Origin of the sequence: Bacillus sp. 220_BSPC, from assembly GCF_001054655.1 — a bacterium.
GTDB lineage: Bacteria > Bacillota > Bacilli > Bacillales > DSM-1321 > Peribacillus > Peribacillus frigoritolerans.
Map to the genome: position 1 here is coordinate 1 of NZ_JVPL01000180.1, position 19,598 is coordinate 19,598.

At 40.4% G+C, this 19,598-nt stretch carries 21 protein-coding genes; 4 read left to right on the forward strand and 17 right to left on the reverse strand.

The genetic code is table 11. The annotated features are described in order from the left end of the window. Positions 1-231 precede the first annotated feature (231 nt). Positions 232-357 carry a hypothetical protein gene (locus ADA55_RS31015; protein ID WP_264371008.1) on the reverse strand — a complete coding sequence of 42 codons (126 nt, stop codon included), beginning with the start codon at positions 355-357 and terminating at the stop codon, positions 232-234. A 909-nt stretch (positions 358-1,266) separates the two neighbouring features. Next, positions 1,267-2,316, reverse strand: a complete 1,050-nt coding sequence (locus tag ADA55_RS12725) for a hypothetical protein (protein WP_048684369.1) — start codon at positions 2,314-2,316, stop codon at positions 1,267-1,269. A 491-nt stretch (positions 2,317-2,807) separates the two neighbouring features. On the opposite strand from ADA55_RS12725, the gene ADA55_RS31380 reads away from it, so the two are divergent. Continuing rightward, on the forward strand, positions 2,808-2,924 hold the full coding sequence (locus ADA55_RS31380) for a helix-turn-helix domain-containing protein (RefSeq protein ID WP_375792917.1): 117 nt from the start codon (positions 2,808-2,810) through the stop codon (positions 2,922-2,924). A 23-nt stretch (positions 2,925-2,947) separates the two neighbouring features. Here ADA55_RS31380 and ADA55_RS29385 read toward each other — a convergent pair whose 3' ends face one another. Beyond that, positions 2,948-3,115 carry a hypothetical protein gene (locus ADA55_RS29385; RefSeq protein ID WP_153246127.1) on the reverse strand — a complete coding sequence of 56 codons (168 nt, stop codon included), beginning with the start codon at positions 3,113-3,115 and terminating at the stop codon, positions 2,948-2,950. A gap of 544 nt (positions 3,116-3,659) precedes the next feature. On the opposite strand from ADA55_RS29385, the gene ADA55_RS12730 reads away from it, so the two are divergent. Together ADA55_RS12730 and ADA55_RS12735 are read left to right on the forward strand one after the other, a co-directional pair. After that, the gene (locus tag ADA55_RS12730; RefSeq protein WP_048684371.1) at positions 3,660-4,082 is read left to right on the forward strand and encodes a hypothetical protein; all 423 of its coding nucleotides are present in this window, start codon (positions 3,660-3,662) and stop codon (positions 4,080-4,082) included. 161 nt (positions 4,083-4,243) lie between these two features. Next, on the forward strand, positions 4,244-4,822 hold the full coding sequence (locus ADA55_RS12735) for a recombinase family protein (protein ID WP_048684373.1): 579 nt from the start codon (positions 4,244-4,246) through the stop codon (positions 4,820-4,822). A gap of 185 nt (positions 4,823-5,007) precedes the next feature. On the opposite strand, the gene ADA55_RS12740 is transcribed toward ADA55_RS12735, so the two are convergent. Next, on the reverse strand, positions 5,008-5,829 hold the full coding sequence (locus ADA55_RS12740; protein WP_048684375.1) for a hypothetical protein: 822 nt from the start codon (positions 5,827-5,829) through the stop codon (positions 5,008-5,010). A gap of 350 nt (positions 5,830-6,179) precedes the next feature. Then, positions 6,180-6,977 (reverse strand): recombinase family protein, encoded by a 798-nt coding sequence (locus ADA55_RS12745; RefSeq protein ID WP_048684376.1) that lies wholly within the window; start codon positions 6,975-6,977, stop codon positions 6,180-6,182. Between the two features lie 72 nt (positions 6,978-7,049). On the opposite strand from ADA55_RS12745, the gene ADA55_RS31155 reads away from it, so the two are divergent. After that, entirely contained in the window at positions 7,050-7,205 is a 156-nt protein-coding gene (locus ADA55_RS31155) for a hypothetical protein (protein WP_153246128.1), read from the forward strand. An 80-nt stretch (positions 7,206-7,285) separates the two neighbouring features. On the opposite strand, the gene ADA55_RS12750 is transcribed toward ADA55_RS31155, so the two are convergent. The 12 genes from ADA55_RS12750 to ADA55_RS12805 all read right to left on the reverse strand — a co-directional run bounded on the left by ADA55_RS12750 (position 7,286) and on the right by ADA55_RS12805 (position 19,290). Next, on the reverse strand, positions 7,286-7,993 hold the full coding sequence (locus ADA55_RS12750) for an ABC transporter ATP-binding protein (protein WP_034308744.1): 708 nt from the start codon (positions 7,991-7,993) through the stop codon (positions 7,286-7,288). Next, the gene (locus ADA55_RS12755) at positions 7,993-8,775 is read right to left on the reverse strand and encodes an ABC transporter ATP-binding protein (protein WP_034308746.1); all 783 of its coding nucleotides are present in this window, start codon (positions 8,773-8,775) and stop codon (positions 7,993-7,995) included. Before ADA55_RS12755 ends, ADA55_RS12750 begins: the two co-directional genes overlap by 1 nt. Further along, positions 8,747-9,712: a branched-chain amino acid ABC transporter permease gene (locus ADA55_RS12760; RefSeq protein WP_048684378.1), complete on the reverse strand. Its 966-nt coding sequence runs from the start codon at positions 9,710-9,712 to the stop codon at positions 8,747-8,749. The genes ADA55_RS12755 and ADA55_RS12760 overlap by 29 nt, the downstream gene beginning before the upstream one ends. 13 nt (positions 9,713-9,725) lie before the next feature. Beyond that, complete coding sequence (locus ADA55_RS12765) at positions 9,726-10,604, reverse strand: branched-chain amino acid ABC transporter permease (protein WP_034308751.1); 879 nt, start codon at positions 10,602-10,604, stop codon at positions 9,726-9,728. Between the two features lie 162 nt (positions 10,605-10,766). Further along, entirely contained in the window at positions 10,767-11,945 is a 1,179-nt protein-coding gene (locus ADA55_RS12770) for an ABC transporter substrate-binding protein (RefSeq protein WP_048684380.1), read from the reverse strand. Between the two features lie 548 nt (positions 11,946-12,493). Beyond that, the gene (locus ADA55_RS12775) at positions 12,494-13,201 is read right to left on the reverse strand and encodes an ABC transporter ATP-binding protein (protein WP_048684382.1); all 708 of its coding nucleotides are present in this window, start codon (positions 13,199-13,201) and stop codon (positions 12,494-12,496) included. Continuing rightward, positions 13,201-13,980 (reverse strand): ABC transporter ATP-binding protein, encoded by a 780-nt coding sequence (locus ADA55_RS12780; protein WP_048684384.1) that lies wholly within the window; start codon positions 13,978-13,980, stop codon positions 13,201-13,203. Before ADA55_RS12780 ends, ADA55_RS12775 begins: the two co-directional genes overlap by 1 nt. Further along, positions 13,955-14,926 carry a branched-chain amino acid ABC transporter permease gene (locus tag ADA55_RS12785; protein WP_048684386.1) on the reverse strand — a complete coding sequence of 324 codons (972 nt, stop codon included), beginning with the start codon at positions 14,924-14,926 and terminating at the stop codon, positions 13,955-13,957. Before ADA55_RS12785 ends, ADA55_RS12780 begins: the two co-directional genes overlap by 26 nt. Positions 14,927-14,939: 13 nt before the next feature. Further along, positions 14,940-15,818, reverse strand: coding sequence for a branched-chain amino acid ABC transporter permease (locus ADA55_RS12790; protein WP_048684388.1), 879 nt, complete (start codon positions 15,816-15,818; stop codon positions 14,940-14,942). 76 nt (positions 15,819-15,894) lie between these two features. Further along, positions 15,895-17,082, reverse strand: a complete 1,188-nt coding sequence (locus ADA55_RS12795) for an ABC transporter substrate-binding protein (RefSeq protein WP_048684390.1) — start codon at positions 17,080-17,082, stop codon at positions 15,895-15,897. A 186-nt stretch (positions 17,083-17,268) separates the two neighbouring features. Next, complete coding sequence (locus ADA55_RS12800) at positions 17,269-18,030, reverse strand: tRNA threonylcarbamoyladenosine dehydratase (protein WP_048684392.1); 762 nt, start codon at positions 18,028-18,030, stop codon at positions 17,269-17,271. 111 nt (positions 18,031-18,141) lie between these two features. Then, positions 18,142-19,290, reverse strand: coding sequence for a M20 family metallopeptidase (locus ADA55_RS12805; protein WP_311765542.1), 1,149 nt, complete (start codon positions 19,288-19,290; stop codon positions 18,142-18,144). Positions 19,291-19,598: the final 308 nt, after the last annotated feature.

Here is a 19,598-nt window from a genome sequence, read left to right on the forward strand (position 1 = left end):
GATAATGTTTCCTGGGGAACAAGCTTATTGTCTATCCTGAATTGGATGAGGGGTTCCTCGCCGCGAAAAAAAAATGGGGATATCCGATGCCGATTAATACTGACCCATGCGATCGTGGATTTCGATTGATCATCTCATGGGCGTGGTGAAGCAGGGAATATAGAGTCGTGGTTTTCCCACTGCTGGTTAGTCCTGTTTTTGGGTAGAATATTTTTAAATAAAAAAAAGATCCTAAGCAGAAGTGCCTAAAGTCTTTAAAATTTTTGCTGTATTTATGATTACTTCTTTTGATGGATTATTTATTACTTTTACGTTTATAGTGATTGTTTTCTTTTTCCTAGTTGTTGCTTTTCCCATTTTGTCAGTACCCCCTGAAATTTTCTATTCTTAGAGGCACTTGCAAATTCAGCATGGTTTAGGCCATTAATTAAAAAACTTTTTAAATGACCTGATTCAGACGTGAATCTATAGTCGGAAAATATTTTGTAATTACCTGTATGTAACCGTGTCGCCGAGACTACTACCACCTACACACAAGATTTCAGATTATGTTTATCGCGGCTAAAACTAAGTAAAAGACCTCAACATAATCGTTGAAATCTTTTTTAATTTCGGCATACTTGAATAAGCAAAAGTACTTTAATCCGTGCTAAAAAGAAAAATCAGTAAATAAGCTTGTTCTTTTCTTTTTGGACGAGAAGAAACTGTTATCCTTTTATCCGTATAAGTGTACTTTTCGGACCATTTAACATCGGTTCAAATGCCGTTATTTGTTCATTTTTTATTCTCAATATAAGAAATTGCTGTAATTAATCAGAAACGCAGATAAAACATTTTCATTTACTGATACCAATTTTGTTACCTAAGGTGTAAAACTTTCTTAATAGGTTCATTACTTAGGTTACTTACGGAAATATAAAGTAAAGTATTATATAGTAATAATTATCCCGTTATTAGTGCCTCGCACCTTGTCGAACCTTACAAGTTCTCATGAAATAAATACAAATGGTATATCTCTGTTTGATGCTCCTGAACATCGCCCAATATTATTGCAGTAAATCTTAAAAAGGTTTTTATTTTTGTTTGGGGAAGGGTGTTCTTCCTTCTCCGGGCTTTAGCAATAATCAGGGTTAAAAAGTATCATGTCTGATATTGTTTAGAAACTTCCATAAGAATAAGAAGAGTAGTAATTAAAAAAAGTGCCTTCAGCCTTGTTGTTTCAAGGGGTTCAGCACTTACCACCAACTATTTTTTCGTTTTTAAATTTCAATTAGCTTTTTTGTATACATCTAAGACTTTGCCTAGAATTGCAACCATATTATCCGCATTCACTTTAGCTTGTTGTAACTTAAAATCTCCACTTTCTCCATTTCCCGAGAATTCTCCATTTTGTTCATTAAAAGCTATATTATTTGGTAGTTCTTTTAAAATTTCAGATAAAATGTCATCAGATTTAAGTTCAAGTGCAGTGACCAAGGCGATATATTTAGTTTCAATCTTAGTCATCTCGTTTTGATAATACTTGATTTCAGATAAGGAAGTCTTATATAAAGAAAGGAAAAAAAATGCGAATATTTCTATAAAAATAACTAGTGACAATTTAGGGGCAAAGTTTAAAATAAATGAAAGTGTATTATCATGTTGTTTTAAATCACCGTTAAAAACAAATCTATATAATAAATATATACCTACTCCCGTAATCATTATTCCCAGTGCTAAATTTAAATTACTCCTAAAATTTAAAGTAGTAACCTCTCGCCTTAACCTTTCCAGTGTATTGGAGAATTCATTTTTAATTTTGAAAAGAAAATTATCGGAATTTATTTTATTTTCCACTTTTACTTCCAATTCTTTTATTAACTCTTCTGTTGTTTCATTAATTAATTTGGATTTAATTAATTCTTGCAGTTCAGTTAGTTTTTCCTTATTTAATTCTGCTGGATTAGTGATACCATGCTTTTCAAGGTTGTTCAGCTTTTCATTTATAGTATTGAGTTCCAATTCAAGAGTATCTATTTTTTGTTGGGATATATCTGTATTAATATTAGTACTACTATTAATTTTCGGTGGAACTCTTTTAAAACCAGTTTGTAAATAAAACATAAGTAAACCCAAAATTGATACTATCGAAAATGTTCCAAACAGAAGATCCACTGTAAAGTACTCGAAATGATAGAAATCGATTAAAGTGTTCCTACTTAAATAGAAGAAAAAAGCTAAACTAGGTGGTACTATCAAGAATATAATAGAAAGTCTTTTTTTAATTTCAGGTTGATTAAATATATCAATTATACTTTTTAGTATTTTAGTACTCATAGAATTTAGTCTTTCCTTTCGTTTAAAAAATCCTTAAAAACCTTCGAATATTAGTTTATTACATATACAATTGAGTTTTTATAGCGTTTTAAACTCTTTGATTACTTGGTGGAAAAAGGATACTTTTATATTTATAATCAACATTACTATTTTAATATCAAAAAAGTCGGATGTGTCTGAATCCTTTCATTTTATTGTTTCAGGTGCGTAACTAACATCTTTAACTAGAATGGAAAAATAAGATGAATAATATAATAAAACTGATGTAGTTGATTTGAAAATTCATAATCACCACCATATTTTGAATAAAATAATTATAGCAATAAATTCCTTTTTTGACCCCTTATCTTTTCATTTGTTAGATAACACACAAAGGGTATAGTTTCATTTGTGAGGGTTTTCAAAACACCATAAAACGTCATGATTGCTATGCCTCCTCAACTCCAACCGGAGATACCAAGCGATATAACCGGATTGTAACCGCCCAGGATATAGCTAAAATGATTTTACTTGCTGGACAGGGAATGAGTAAGTCAAAGATTGCGGTTGAATTAGGCGTGAGTCGCCCCACAGTGAATAAATATCTAAAGCAAGCGGGAGTTAAGTAAATCACTTAGCCCTGCTTATTTTTTTATGAGTATTTATGGAACGCGAAATTCAGCAATATAAACCCGATCCCTATAATTGCTGCAAAAAAGGTTACTATGACGCCCTGTGGAGTTCTGACCACGAGGCTATAGATGAAATATGCCATGCACGCCATGACGATAAGGACGTGGAACAATCGGTATTTGGACATTTAAAAGCACCCCTTTTTCGTTAATTAACTTTCCATACTATACCACTATCGAGTTGTGGAAACCCACCGCAAAAAATTTTTTAACTAGATGGAGAATCACGCACACCTAATTCAGATAAATACCCCCTTCACCATAAGATAAGTTGCGTAGAATCTCCCTCACAGACACCCACTTACTTCCATCGAATGGTTTCAGAAATGACGCTTATATTATTTAAGCAACAGACGGCTATTCCTAACACCCCTGCCCCCCTAGGGCATCCCTTCGCCAGCTTGGAGTATCACTCCAATCCCTCGAATTGCTAACTGAACCATCATATTGGTTGTTTACTTTCATTCAGTTTCTCATTCTATTATCTTCATTGCTTACTGGCATTGCCTTGTGCCTTTACTCTTGATGCTGTGTCGTATTTGCTTACTATTGTCTTTTTTAGCTTTTATAAACGTATAAGCCATTGGAGTATTGTTTCTATATGGTATTTATTTATTATATTGTATTTATTTACTATCAGGTTCATAATATGGTTAAAAGGGGGTGGTATAAATGGGATTGGAGATAAGTAGAAATAAATTTATTAACTGTGGTACGGCGGTGAAGCTAGAAGGATTGTTCAAAAATGTTGATATCAATAGAAATGAGTTTCTAGATAACAATAAAGATATGGAATTTATTATTGATCCAGATAGCAATATTGTTGTGCAAGAAAATTTCTTTAAAGGTAGTAAAATAGAGTCTATTACTGTAAAAGAATATTCGGTAAAAATTGAAAATATTAAAGAGTTTACTGACCAAATAAACGAATTTAGTACAGAAGAAAAAGAACGTATTAAAGTATTACTTGATGAAATGAATGCATCTAAAGATCAAACAAAAATAAAGAAAATATTAAAAGAAATCTATGATGTAGGAAAGTCGACTTCTTCAGCATTATTGCTTGCTTACATTAAAGTGCAGTTGGGGTGGTAAACTCCTACTGCTTTTTTTGTCTAGAAGTTATAAGTTCGGGACTTTAGAAAAAAACCTTCAATTTCTCCCGGATATCCCTCTTTAAAGAATCCAGAAGTTAGTCTAAAATAAAAATACAGAAGTTAATTAAGTTTTAGACAGATGAGATGAGGTTTTACATAATGGCTGTTATTGGATATGGACGTGTATCAACTAAAGATCAGGACTTGGCTTTACAGGAAGAGAAGTTAAAAGAGTATGGTTGTGAGAAGATATTCATGGAGAAACAAAGTGGTGCTAAATCTGACAGGGAAGAACTTGCGAAGGCATTGGACTACTTGCGAGAAGGTGACAAACTGGTGGTCTATAAGCTGGATAGGTTGGCTAGAAGTACCTTTGATTTACATAAGATTGCTAAGGATTTAGATGAACGTGGAATAGCTTTAGTATTCATCAAAGAACAGATTGATTTTTCTACTCCAAGCGGTAAATTCATGTTTACTATGTTAGGTGCTGTTGCTGAATTTGAACGTGATTTAATTGTTGATAGAACCACTGAGGGGCGTGAAAGGGCAAAAGCTAAAGGAACTCATATGGGACGTAAAGGAAAGGACGAGAAGGACGTTAAGAAGGCTTTAAAGCTGTATCAGGACAGAGAATCTAACGGATTAAGTGTAAACGAGATAGCTAAAATGACGGGCGTTCCACGTTCCACTATTTACGCTAAAGCGAAAGAGAAAGAGATGACTAGCAATTGCTAATCGTCTTTTGCCGCATTTGTGCATACAAATTATGGGAACACCCTTCGAACTTTGTCCTCTCTACGTTTTCACCAATTTAGAGAAATTTAATTGCACAATTATGACAAAATATTTGCGGCAGCTATCAGCCAAAACCTCATGTAAGTACTAAAACCCTTTGCCTTACTACTCATTGAGTTAGAATGTCAGAAAGGTACATCGTCATCGTCGTATATTATTAAATTATCATTTAAATCTTTTTCTATCCCTTCGAAAGCCTCTAATAAACCTTCTAATTCCTCCATAATTAGTACGAGTGATTCTTCTATATTTATTGTATCTTTATCATCATCTAATAGAGTATCTTGAATATCTATGAATCTCGTTTTTTCTTTTTGATATTGGGAAGAACTTGTGTCCAAATTAGCACTGATAATTTCAAAAGTTTTTTTAGATATCATATCTTTTTCTTTTAAGAAATTTATACTAACTATTTTTTTATCTATTTTATTACATAAGCTTTCAAATTCTCTCTTAGCATTAGACATTATATTAGTTCTTACTTTCAAATGAATATCAACTAGTCTTTGTTCAATATCGGTTACTTTCATGTCAAATTCTTTTGAGTCTAATACTAAGTCAATTTTCTTTTGATGAGTTTTTAGTTCCTTTTGATAAGTATTTAATTCCTTTTGATGAGTTTTTAGTTCCTTTTGATAAGTATTTAGTTTATTGATTAACAATCCAATGATAATACTGCCTATCCCAACAAGGACAGATAGGACAGCTATAAAGTACATTGTCGCATCATAGATTTTGCTGGAATTATCTTTTTCTTTATTTAATAAAGAATCCTGAATATCGCTTTTTAATTCATCAACACTTTTTAATTCATCGATTTCTTTTTCAAGTTTGGTAATTTGGGCTTCTAATTGTTCATTTGTTGGTTTGGCTGTTGTTTGTGCACTGGCATCATTATCTACCAGTAATAGTGCTAATAATGCAAGAATAAATAGATGCTTTTTCATCTTTTCTCCCCTTTTCACCTACTTTATTCGACAGAAAGGGAGTAATTACCTGCTCCCCTATAGTAAAAAAGCACCCGTTATGGATGCTTCAGGTGATAGCTATACTTTTTTCTTCAGTTTCTTCAAAGTTTCTTCTTCCCTCTAATGGTAAAATTGCTGTAAGGGGTTTCTTTTTGGCCGAAATAAAAAAAAGAATAACCATAATGATTATTCCTCGTTGTGAATTATAGTTAATTTTGGTGATTATCCCCTTTTTTTAAAAGACCATAATATCCCACTAATTAAAACATGTAATACACGATTTACTTTTTCGTCTGAATATCCTTCACCATCAAGTAAATGCCAATTACCTACAAGGTTGTCAAAAGCTTTATTTCGTCTTGTCTTTTAGCTTTACGTTCCCTATAAGTAACAATATCTATTTCATCCTCCTCAAATAGAAAATTGATATTTTCTAAAGCCTTCATAGACTTGTTTAATTGGTTTACTAGCTTGTCCTTTTTATATTCAGTGTTATCTTCCTGTTTACCTTCTTCCATTGTTTCTAGTTCCTCTAAAATGCTTTCTTTGTATCCTAATACTTCTTCCTTAATCAATGCTAGTACAGGATTATAATAAAAACCCCTGTTACCGCACTTACAATGCTTAATATAAATCTTATCTATATGTGGTTTATAGTTACAACCTTGCAACCTTCCGCAATTAGCACAGTAAATAAGATTACTTGTAGGGTAAATCCTATATTTACTTCTAGGTGCTTTAAAGGAATATTCATTAACAATTTTATTGGCTGCGTTCCAAGTAGCTTCGTCAATTATTGATGGGTGTGTTATGGACAATAATCCACTCGTCTTTAGGTCTAATATCATTGGAATGCTTGAAAGCCTATCGATGTCCATTGCTACCACAGCGTCAAAATAATCCTGCTGTACTCTGTCTAGTAACTTAACCATTTGTTCTCGATTTATAATGTTGCTACTGGAAGCAACTTCTTCAAATATTTCATATGACCACTTATTTTCATTACATAAGCTACTCAGTGTTTGACGGTGATTAGCTAATATTTGTTCTATTCCTAAGTTTTCTTCATCACGACTTAATCTTAAGTATACTGCAACATGTTTAATGTTCTCGTTGTTGAATATCAAATAATCACCTTCCTAAGGTAATTCAACAAGTTGTGCCGGTAAATATGTGCATGCCGTGGGAATGCTTCAGGAGTGCAATCAATTTTTGAACGGTGTTTGGAAATAAGGATAACTGTTATAGAGGAAGGATATTCTGTGGGTGCCGAATTACTGGCTAGCCGAGACCCCGGAGGCGCTTGCTTTGATGCGGCTTGGCAGGCAGTCGGCGGCAAGGGAGCGGATTTCTGAAATCAACTGGAACTTTTTTAACATAAAAAACTGCAGCAAAACTCGCTTTTCCTCGAGTTCGTCTGCAGTCTGTAACAGGTTTAATGTCCGCCTAAATAGGCATTCTTGATTTCTTCGCTTGCGGTCAGTTCCTCTGATTTGCCTGATAGGACGATTCGGCCGGTTTCGACAACATAGGCTCTGTCCGCGATGGATAGTGCTAAGTTGGCATTTTGTTCGACCAGCAGAATCGTCGTACCTGTTTTGTTGATTTCTTCGATGATATGAAAGATTTGCTTCACCAATAATGGAGCAAGTCCCATTGATGGCTCGTCCAGTAACAGAAGCCGGGGCTTGGCCATGAGTGCCCTGCCCATCGCGAGCATTTGCTGTTCCCCGCCGGAAAGGGTTCCGGATTGCTGTTTCAGACGCTCCAGCAAACGAGGGAATAATTCATAGACTTTCTCCATGTCCTGCTTGATGCCTGCCTTATCTTTGCGCAGATAAGCACCAAGCTGAAGGTTTTCTTCGACGGTCATGTTAGCAAAGACCCGCCGGCCTTCAGGGACATGGGAAATGCCCATTTTCACGATGGATTGTGCTGCCTTTCCCCCGATGGAATCCCCTTCGTATATGATCTTCCCTTGTTTTGGTTTTAATAGGCCGGAAATGCTCTTCAGCAACGTGCTTTTCCCGGCTCCGTTCGCCCCGATAAGGGTTACGATTTCGCCTTCATTAATAGAAAGCGAGATTCCTTTCAAGGCTTGAATGTTTCCGTAATAGACGTTGATGTCCTCGATTTTTAACATTATGAAACCTCCTCGCCCAGATAGGCCTCGATGACTTTTGGATTGTTACGGATTTCCTCTGGCTTTCCTTGAGCGATCAGCTGTCCGTGATCGAGTACATATATGCGTTCGCAAACACCCATGACGAGCGGCATATCATGTTCTATCAATAATACGGTCAAATCGAATTTCTCACGGATGAGGGCAATCAGGTTCATGAGTTCGTGCGTTTCCTGGGGGTTCATCCCCGCTGCCGGTTCATCGAGCAAAAGCAGTTTTGGGTTGGCGGCAAGGGCACGGGCGATCTCCAAACGTCTTTGTTTACCATATGGCAGGTTCTTTGCCTTTTCATCCTTATATTGATCAAGGTTGAAGATCTTCAGGAACTCAATCGCTTTTTCATCCATTTCCTTTTCGCCTTTAAAATGGATCGGCATGCGGAAGATCGAACTTAAGATGCCATGCTTCGAAAGCGAATGATAGGCCACTTTTACATTGTCGATCACCGAAAGCTCGCTGAATAAGCGAATGTTCTGGAATGTCCGGCTGATCCCTTTTTGCGTGATTTTATATGGAGGCAGTTTTCTTAAGTTCTCACCTTCCAAAGAAATGGTGCCCTCCGTCGGGACGTAAACTCCTGTCAGCAAGTTAAAGAAAGTGGTTTTTCCAGCGCCGTTCGGCCCGATCAAGCCAATTAGTTCTCCTGGATATAATTCGACGTTAACATCAGAAACGGCTTTAAGCCCTCCGAACTGGATGCCGACCGAATCGACTTTAAGCAGCGGTGTTTTTATTTTTTTCATGGCTGCTTCCTCCTTTACGTTTGAACATGGATGTTATTTCTTTGGTACCCATTAAACCTTGCGGGCGATAGAGCATCATCACGATAAGCACAAGACTGTAGATGATCATTCGTGTTTCCGGATAATCCTGCAGGAAAGTCGTGACTACCGTCAGTAATATCGCGGCCAATACGGCACCGGAAAGACTTCCAAGACCGCCAAGTACGACAAGGATCAAAATATCAAATGATTTCAGGAATCCAAAGTTCGACGGCTGGATGATATAGAAGTTATGAGCGTAAAGCCCCCCAGCGATACCGGCAAAAAAAGCACCGATCGCAAAGGCGACAACTTTGTAATAGGTCGTGTTGATTCCCATCGAATCGGCAGCCGTTTCGTCCTCGCGGATCGATATGCAGGCTCTTCCGTGGGTCGAGCTAGTAAAGTTTCGGATGACGATGATCGTTACGATGACGGATGCGAATACCCATGGCCAAGTGGTCAAATGGGAAACCTGCATGCCGCTCGCCCCGCCGACATAATCGATATTCAAAAGCATGATCCGGACGATTTCCCCAAAACCAAGGGTCGCAATCGCCAGATAGTCACCTTTTAAGCGTAAGCTAGGAATTCCGATGATCAATCCTGCCAGCGCTGACGCAATACCGCCGACTATCAATGCCGCATAAAATGGCATTTCCAGCTTCATCGTCATGACGGCTGAAGCATAGGCACCGACTGCCAGGAATCCGGCATGCCCGATTGAGAACTGCCCGGTTATCCCGATGATCAAGTGCAGGCTCGCCGCCAGAATGATGTTGATCCCGATGAACATGAGCGTATTTTGATAAAAAGGATTTAGCGATCCGCCGCCGATTAACACTTGAACTACGGCGAAAAAGATCAATGATAGTGAAATCGAGAGCCAAAAACCTTTTGCTCGCTTAATTGTAGTCATTGCTTTGTCTCCCCTATACTTTTTCTTTTTTGTTTTTACCGAATAAGCCTTGTGGCATGAAAATCAAGATAAGAATCAGTACGACGAAGGCTACAGCATCACGCCATAATGAGTAACCGGCGGCACTGACCAAAGCTTCGATGACTCCTAGCAATAGGCCACCGACCATCGCGCCCGGTATAATCCCGATCCCTCCAAGTACGGCGGCAACGAATGCCTTCAATCCCGGAAGCACACCCATGAGCGGCTCGATCTTAATATAGTAAATACCGAAAATGACGCCCGCTGCCCCAGCCAATGCGGAACCGATTGCAAAGGTGGCAGAAATCGTGTTATCGACATTTATACCCATCAGCTTCGCTGCATCCGCATCGTAGGAAACGGCACGCATCGCTTTTCCAATTTTCGATTTATGAACGATGATTTGAAGTATGATCATCAAGACTACAGCCACTCCAAAAATCAAAATCGATTGACTATTGATGGAAACTCCAAAAATATTGAACTTGTCTGTCGGCAATACATCATTCGGATAAGCTTCCGGCTGTGCACCGCGGACGTAGATGAATCCGTATTCGATCAAAAGGGAAACACCGATGGCCGTGATAAGTGCCGCGATACGTGTTGCGTTACGCAATGGCTTGTACGCGATACGTTCGATCAATACTCCAAACAGCGCACAGACCGTCATCGAGATTAATAGGGCGGGCACGAATGACAGATCCAGGACCGTTATTGAGTAAAACCCAACAAATGAGCCGACCATGAATACATCGCCATGTGCGAAGTTTATCAATTTAACAATCCCGTAAACCATCGTATATCCGAGAGCGATAAGGGCATAAATACTTCCTAATGAAACCCCGTTAATTAACTGTTGTATCAATTCCATGTTCGACTCTCCTTGAAAATCTAATTTTATGAGTGATTAGTCCAGACTCTTTTCATTCCGCTAAGGGGATGTTCAGCACCCGGTATGCTTGAAAAATGAGAATTCGCCAGCACCTTCTTATTAATGAAGGGCCGGCGAAAGGGTTGGAGTTGTTCTCCGAAATTAAGGATTGATTTTTGTGTTGAATACTTGTTTTCCTTCTTTAAATTCAAGGATGGTAGCAGATTTGATTGGATTATGTTTTTCATCCAATGTGAATGTACCCGTAACAAGCTCAAGGTCAGCCGTTTTTTCCAGCGCTTCTTTGATTTTTTCCGAATCCGCTGAACCAGCACGTTTAATCGCGTCTGCAAGGAAGTATCCTGTGTCATATCCTAGGGCATTGAATGCATCCGGTGACTTATCTTTGTACTTCGCTTTAAATGCTGACACAAAATTCTGAATTTTCTCATCAGGATCACCTGAAGAATAGTGGTTCGTGATGAACGTATTATTTAGAGCTTTTGCACCGGCAATTTCAACTAGCTTAGGAGAATCCCAGCCGTCGCCGCCCATGAATGGAACGTCAAGTCCAGTTTCCCGTGCCTGCTTCACGATCAGACCAGCTTCCTCATAGTAACCAGGAAGGAAAATGAAATCAGGTTTTGCCGATTTCAAACGAGTCAATGTGGAACGGAAATCAGTATCCTTCGCAATGTAAGCTTCCTCAGCAACAACTTTTCCGCCATTCTTTTCGAATTGTTCTTTAAAGGCAGCTGCTAACCCTTTTGAATAATCACTTGAGCTGTCAATATAGATGGCTGCACTTTTCGCTTTGATTTCTTTAGCGGCAAAGTTTGCAGCTACCGTCCCTTGGAACGGATCGATGAAGCTTGTCCTGAAAACGTAATCGTTCAATTTATCCTTGCTGAAAGTGATTTCAGGGCTTGTACCTGAAGGTGAGATGACCGGCACTTTATTATCTTGGGCAATCTGTACTTGTGCAATCGAGTTCGTGCTTGTTGCTGCGCCTACGATCGCTGCAACCTGATCTTGTGATGTCAGCTTGATCGCTCCGCTTGTCGCTTCGGACGCTTCAGATTTATTATCGACTTTAATTAGTTTGATTTTTTTACCGTCAATGCCTTCTTTATTGATTTCTGCAGTTGCAAGCTCCAGACCTTCTGCAATCGATTGTCCATATGAAGCGACACCGCCTGATAATTCAAGGTTGACACCGATTTTGATCGTATCTCCATCCCCGCTTGATTTTTCAGATGAACCAGAGCCGGAACAACCCGCTAGCACTCCTGCAGCAAGTGATAGAGAAAGGAATGCACTTGCTAATTTTTTCTTTTTCATAAATAATCCCCCCATTTTGTAATCAAGCTCTGATGCATGAATATTTATTCATGATCCTTCAGAAAAAAATTGATTAGATGAAATGTTTCAAATTAAATTAATATTTCGAAAAATAGTTTACCGCATAATTTTCATTCCGTCTATACAATAATTGCGAGAAGATTTCGGTAATTAGGATATTTTTCACAGGTAGTGCCCTATCATTTTTATCTTTATATATTTTAAATATTGCGACAATAGGCAATATAATCAGAAAAAACGGATAATTAAATTATATCGATATTACAAAATCCTTATTTAAAGATCAAAAAATTTTATTCATTCTCTTATTTTCATCATCCTATTAATTACATTTTTACCAAAATACAAGTATATTGATAGGGAATTAAACCCAGTTTTTTTGTGTTTTTTTAGTCTTAATTCCTATATCAAAATTGAATAATACTATATTGGATGTATAAAATCATGCATGAAACCCTGTGTTTTTTTATCTTCCTGCATATTTTGCATAACCCGATCAACAAAAAAAAAACCGCCAAACGGCGGTTTTAGTGGCCTCCTAAATAGGCCATTTTTATTTCTTCACTTGATGTTAGTTCCTCGGCATTGCCCGACAGGACGATTCGGCCCGTTTCAACGACATACGCCCGATCCGCAATGGATAAGGCGAGGTTGGCGTTTTGCTCGACCAAAAGGATCGTTGTGCCGGACTCACTGATTTCCTGGATTATGTTGAATATTTGCTTCACCAGAAGCGGTGCAAGGCCCATCGAAGGTTCATCGAGCAGTAATAATCGCGGTTTCGCCATTAAGGCCCGGCCCATTGCAAGCATCTGCTGTTCGCCGCCTGAAAGCGTGCCAGCCTGCTGTCTGATTCTTTCCAGCAGCCTCGGAAACAGTTCATATACCTTTTCCATATCCTTATGGATGCCCTCTTTGTCTTTTCGCAAATAAGCCCCAAGCTCCAGGTTTTCGGCCACCGTCATGTTGGCGAAGACACGTCGTCCTTCAGGCACATGGGATATGCCCAGTTTCACGATGGCCTGTGCCGCTTTTCCCCCAATCGAATCGCCTTCGAACAGAACTTTTCCTTGCTTTGGTTTTAACAGACCGGAAATCGTTTTGAGCAGCGTGCTTTTTCCCGCACCGTTCGCCCCGATCAAAGTCACGATTTCCCCTTCATTTATCTCCATGGAAACCCCTTTTAGAGCTTGGATATTGCCGTAATAAACATTGATGTCCTCTATTTTCAGCATCAGGAAACCTCCTCCCCTAGATATGCCTCGATAACCTTTGGATCGTTGCGGATTTCTTCCGGCTTTCCGTGAGCGATGAGCTGTCCATGATCAAGGACATAAATCCGTTCGCATACACCCATGACCAGTGACATATCATGTTCGATGAGCAAAACGGTAAGGTTGAATTCCTTCCGGATAAAAGCAATGAGGTTCATTAATTCTTTCGTTTCATGGGGGTTCATCCCGGCTGCTGGTTCGTCCAGTAATAGAAGTTTCGGATTGGCGGCAAGGGCACGCGCGATTTCCAGCCGCCTTTGCTGTCCGTATGGAAGGTTCTTCGCTTTTTCATCCTTAAAATGGTCGAGATTGAAAATCCGCAAAAATTCGAGCGCCTTTTCATCCATTTCCTTTTCCCCTGAAAAATATCCGGGCAACCGGAATATGGAGCTTGGAATTCCATGCTTGGCAAGCGAGTGGTAAGCAACCTTCACATTATCGATCACGGATAGCTCACTGAAGAGGCGAATGTTTTGAAAGGTCCTCGAGATCCCTTTTCGGGTAATTTTATAAGGCGGCTGCTTATTTAGATTTTCCCCGTTCAAGGCGATCGTTCCTTCTGTAGGGACATACACACCCGTCAATAAATTGAAGAAGGTCGTTTTCCCAGCTCCATTCGGCCCGATCAGGCCTACAAGTTCCCCTGGAAATAATTCCACGTTCACATCGGACACCGCTTTCAATCCGCCAAAGCGGATACCCACCGAATCTACCTTAAGCAACGGTATTGTGGCTTCCATCCTTTGGGCCCCCTTTCGTTTTTTTATGTGTGAACAATGATGTGATTTCTTTTGTTCCCATTAACCCCTGCGGACGGAAAATCATCATCAGGATCAGGACAAGACTGTAGATGATCATTCTCGTTTCCGGATAATCCTGAAGGAAAGTCGTCACGATCGTCAGTAAAATGGCGGCCAAAACCGAACCTGAAAGACTTCCAAGACCGCCAAGTACGACGAAAATCAGTATATCGAAGGATTTCAGGAAACCGAAATTCGATGGCTGGATAATATAAAAATTATGGGCATAGAGCGATCCGGCAATTCCGGCAAAAAAAGCTCCGATGACGAAGGCCGCCACTTTATAATAGGTCGTATTGATTCCCATCGCATCAGCAGCCGTTTCATCTTCCCTTACGGATATGCATGCACGCCCGTGAGTCGAATTGGTGAAATTCCTGATCACTAAGACGGTGATCATCACACAGGCAAAAACCCATGGCCAAGAAGTCAGGTGGGATACCTGCATCCCGCTTGCACCGCCTACATATTCAATATTCAAAAGGACGATCCGGACAATTTCCCCAAAACCAAGGGTAGCTATCGCCAGGTAATCCCCCTTCAGGCGCAAGCTGGGTATCCCGATCACCATACCCGCAACAGCGGCGATGACGCCCCCAGTCAATACAGCTATGATGAAAGGAAGTTCCAGCTTCATTGTCATGACTGCCGAAGCATAGGCCCCAACCGCTAAAAAACCGGCATGCCCGATCGAGAATTGCCCGGTTATTCCAATGATTAAATGAAGACTCGTCGCCAGCATGATATTGATGCCGATGAACATGAGCGTGTTGATATAAAATGGATTGAGGATACCGTTTGAAATGGTGTACTGCATGATTCCGAAAAAAATAAGTGCGAGCACGATCGAGAGCCAAAAACCCTTTGAATTCTTTAAAGTAGTCATCGCCATGTCTCCCCTATACTTTTTCTCTTTTATTTTTACCGAATAATCCCTGCGGCAAGAAAATCAAAATCAAGATAAGTACGACGAAAGCCACACCATCGCGCCATAATGAGTAACCGGCGGCACTGACCAAAGCCTCGATCACTCCAAGCAGCAGACCGCCGACCATCGCTCCCGGAATGATGCCGATGCCGCCCAAGACGGCTGCAACAAATGCTTTAAGGCCAGGTAGGACACCCATCAACGGTTCGATTTTAATATAGTAGATGCCAAAAATGACACCAGCCGCCCCTGCCAGGGCCGAACCTATGGCGAACGTAGCGGAAACCGTATTGTTCACATTGATTCCCATCAGCTTGGCCGCCTCGGAATCGAATGAAACGGCACGCATCGCTTTGCCGATTTTTGTTTTATGGACAACGAATTGTAGGATGATCATTAATATGATGGATACGGATAAGATCAATATCGATTGACTGCTGATGGAAACTCCGAATATATCGAGTTTATCCATCGGAAGGACATTATTTGGATAGGCTTCCGGCTGGGCGCCCCGGATATAAATCAGCCCATTTTCTATCAGAAGGGAAACACCGATGGCCGTTATCAAGGCCGCAATCCGTGTTGCATTACGAAGGGGTTTATAAGCAATGCGTTCAATTAAAACGCCAAAGATGGCACATGTGGCCATTGAAATCAATAAAGCCGGTATGAAGGATAAGTCCATTACGGTAATGGCGTAAAAGCCCACAAATGAACCAACCATGAATACGTCGCCATGGGCGAAGTTAATGAGCTTGACGATTCCGTATACCATCGTATAACCAAGCGCGATCAAAGCATAAATGCTTCCGAGTGAAATGCCATTTACCAATTGCTGAATCAGTTCCATATTGCACTCTCCCCGTTAAGGTGTTTTTTAAGTGAATATAGAATAGGGGGGACTTGCCCCCTATCCACGTAAGGTATTATGGATTGATTTTTGTCTTGAATGTTTGTTTGCCATCCACATATTCCAAGATGGTCGCCGATTTGATCGGATCATGATTTTCATCAAGGTTCAGCGTACCGGAAACTAATTGAAGATCTTTGACATCTTCCAACGCTTGTCTGATTTTTTCGGGAGAAGCATCTCCAGATCTCTTGATGGCGTCTGCCAGGTAGTACCCAGTGTCATAGCCAAGTGCGGCAAAGGCATCCGGTGTTTTATCGTATTCCTTTTTGAAGGCTGCAACGAAATCCTGGATTTTTGCATCTTCATCTTCCGGGGAATAGTGATTCGTGATATACGTATTTTTTAAAGCATCCGCTCCGGCAATTTCAACGACCTTCGGGGAATCCCAGCCGTCCCCACCCATGAATGGAAGGTCTATGCCGTCTTCACGTGCCTGTTTTAGGATCAATCCGACTTCCTCATAATAACCAGGAAGGAAAACGAACTCAGGTTTTGCCGATTTGATACGTGTCAATGTAGAACGGAAATCAGTATCTTTCGTTACATAAGCTTCTTCCGCCACGATTTTACCGCCCTTGGCAGTGAATGCTTCTTTAAAAGCTGCGGCCAATCCTTTAGAATAATCACTTGCGCTATCCACATAGATCGCAGCAGTCTTTGCCCCTATTTCGTCAGATGCGAAATTGGCAGCCACCGTACCTTGGAATGGATCGATAAAGCAAGTTCTGAACACATAATCATTTAATTTTCCAGCTTTGTTGGTAATGTCGGGATTTGTTGCAGTTGGTGTAAGGAGAGGAACTTTATTATCTTGTGCGACTTGAACCTGTGCCAATGTATTCGTGCTCGTTGCAGATCCGACTACAGCCACAACCTTGTCCTGGCTGACTAACTTGATCGAACCGCTTGTAGCTTCCGCTGCATCAGATTTATTATCAACCTTAACGATTTCCAGTTTTTTACCGTCGATGCCCTCTTTATTAATCTCATCGATGGCCAGTTTCAAGCCATCGGCAGCCGATTGGCCGAATGATGCCGTACCTCCTGATAATTCAAGGTTGGCCCCAATTTTAATGGTGTCACCCGATTTTGATGAACCCCCACTTGAACTGCTAGTTTTCGAGTCGCCGCTGCAACCTGCCAGCGCCCCTGCAACCAATGAAAGTGATAGAAACACTCCTGCTAGCTTTTTCTTCTTCATTTGAAACCCCCTTGTTTTGTATGTTCTTTTAAACAAATAGAATATCTGAATAAAAATAATATTCTGAAAATAGTTTATCTCATTCTTTCGACCCCGTCTATATGATATGGATAAAAAAGTTATTAAAAGGGAATATCTACTATTCGACACAAAAAAACTGACCCATTGTAGAGTCAGTTGATTTTATCAATCGTTTACACGGCGAACTTCAATGTCTTTTAATAGATCATTGATCACCCAGCTTGCTGCAATTAATCCCGCCACGGATGGTACGAAAGCATTCGAAGACGGAGGCATTTGGGCTTTGCGGATTTTTGCCTCATCGTTGCCGACTTCTTTACGCACATCCTCACGAATGACAATAGGACTCTCGTCGGAAAAGACAACGGGAATTCCCTTTGTTATGCCCTCTTTACGCAATCTAGTACGAATGACCTTGGCAAGCGGATCGGTATGCGTTTTGGAGATATCGGCAATTTGAAAACGCGTCGGGTCCATCTTATTAGCGGCCCCCATGCTTGAAATCACCTTGATATTCCGTTTCAGGCACTCCTTCATCACATGAATCTTGTAAATGACCGTATCCGATGCATCAATGACATAGTCCAGGCCATAGCTGAAGAATTCCTCAAACGTCTCTTCTGTATAGAACATTTTAAGTGCGATCACTTCGCAGTCGGGATTGATGTCTTGAATGCGATTTTTCATCAATTCCGCTTTCGGTTGACCGACTGTTGATAATAGAGCATGGATCTGCCTGTTTACATTTGTGATATCGACATCGTCTTTATCCACAAGAATAATACGGCCAACCCCGGAACGTGCCAATGCTTCAGCTGAAAATGAACCAACGCCTCCTACCCCCAGGACAGCAACGGTCGTGTTTTTCAGAATATCGATTCCTTCCTTGCCAATTGCCAATTCATTACGTGAAAACTGATGCAGCATATATATTCAACTCCAATAAATTCTGTTCTTATTTAGCTTCCCAATTAACAATATATCATAAACATCATTTATGACAAGCGAAATATGAGCAGTCTAATCGGAATTAGTGTGCTAGGTCATTTTTGATAATTTTTGAATGACGGTTGCCAATAGGAGTGTCCTTTCCGAAAGGCTGGGAATTTCCAAATACTCCTCTTCACTATGTGCATTCCCTCCAATGGGCCCGAGTCCATCCACTGTTGCGATCCCCAAATCAGAAGTGATGGAAGCATCCGAACCTCCACCAGTGGCCGTATCCGTGATTTCGATGCCGATTTCCTTCCCAGCCTGACGGATCGTCTCTAAAAGCACGTTCGTTTTCTCATTCTTTTCCATGGGGGAGCGGTCCATTTTCCCGCTTAATGTCGTTTTCGTTCCTGGAATATAGGTTTCGGCACAGATTTTCTTCAGTTGCTTGAGGATGATGGCTTCCTGCCTTTTTTCCGAAATCCTCACATCCACAAAAGCGGCAGCATGGGAAGCGATCGTATTGACAGCGGAACCTCCATCAATCATGCCGACATTCACGCTGATTCCTTTCTGCTGATCATTCAATCGATGTAAGGCGATGATCTTATGGGCCAATTCTTCAATTGCACTTCGTCCCTTTTCCGGCTCGATCCCTGAATGGGCGGCCACCCCCGCAATATCCACTTTAAACTGACCGCAGCCCCTTCTTGCCGTTACAAGCGAACCGTCCGTCCTTGCCGGTTCAAGAATTAGCGCAAACTTCTTATTGGCCGCTTTTTCCGATATGAGTGAAGCGGATGACGGAGACCCGATCTCCTCATCACTATTAAGAATGATCTGGATATGCTTATAGCCTGTCTGCCCCGTCTGTTTCAGGCAAAGGATCGCATAAAAAAGCTCAACCAAACTAGACTTCATATCCGCCACACCAGGACCGTATGCCCGATTTCCCTTCACTCTAAAAGGACGTTTTTGCGCTGTCCCCTCCGGAAAAACCGTATCCATATGGGCAACGACCAGAATATGCGGTTGATGCGCATCACGATGCTGGATGACCAGCTGATTGCCATAATTCTGTTGCTCAACGGTATCCACAATAAAATCCAGGCTTTCAAATTTCGTTTTCAAAATCGAACCAATTTCATCAATACCCTTTTTCGTATGAGAACCACTATCTATATTCACTAGCCGCTCCACTAATTGAAGCATTTCCATCCTCTTTGCATACAATAAATCTTTCAAAGCCCTCACTACTTTCTATCCTTCGCTGACTATTGCTCAACCTTACTATAATTTACGAATCTATATTGCGGAATGTTACTTAAATGGGAATTTTTGAAGTATATCCGATAGTTTTTTGGGTGTCTTCTTTGAGTTTGGGGTCTTTACTCGTGATTCTGGATCGTTTACTCGTGAATTACGCCATTTACTCGTGAGTTTGAGCCATTTACTCGTGAGTTTGCACCATTTACTCGTGAGTTCACGAAATTTACTCGTGAGTTTGCGCCGTTTACTCGTGAGTTTGCGCCATTTACTCGTGAGTTTGCGCCATTTACTCG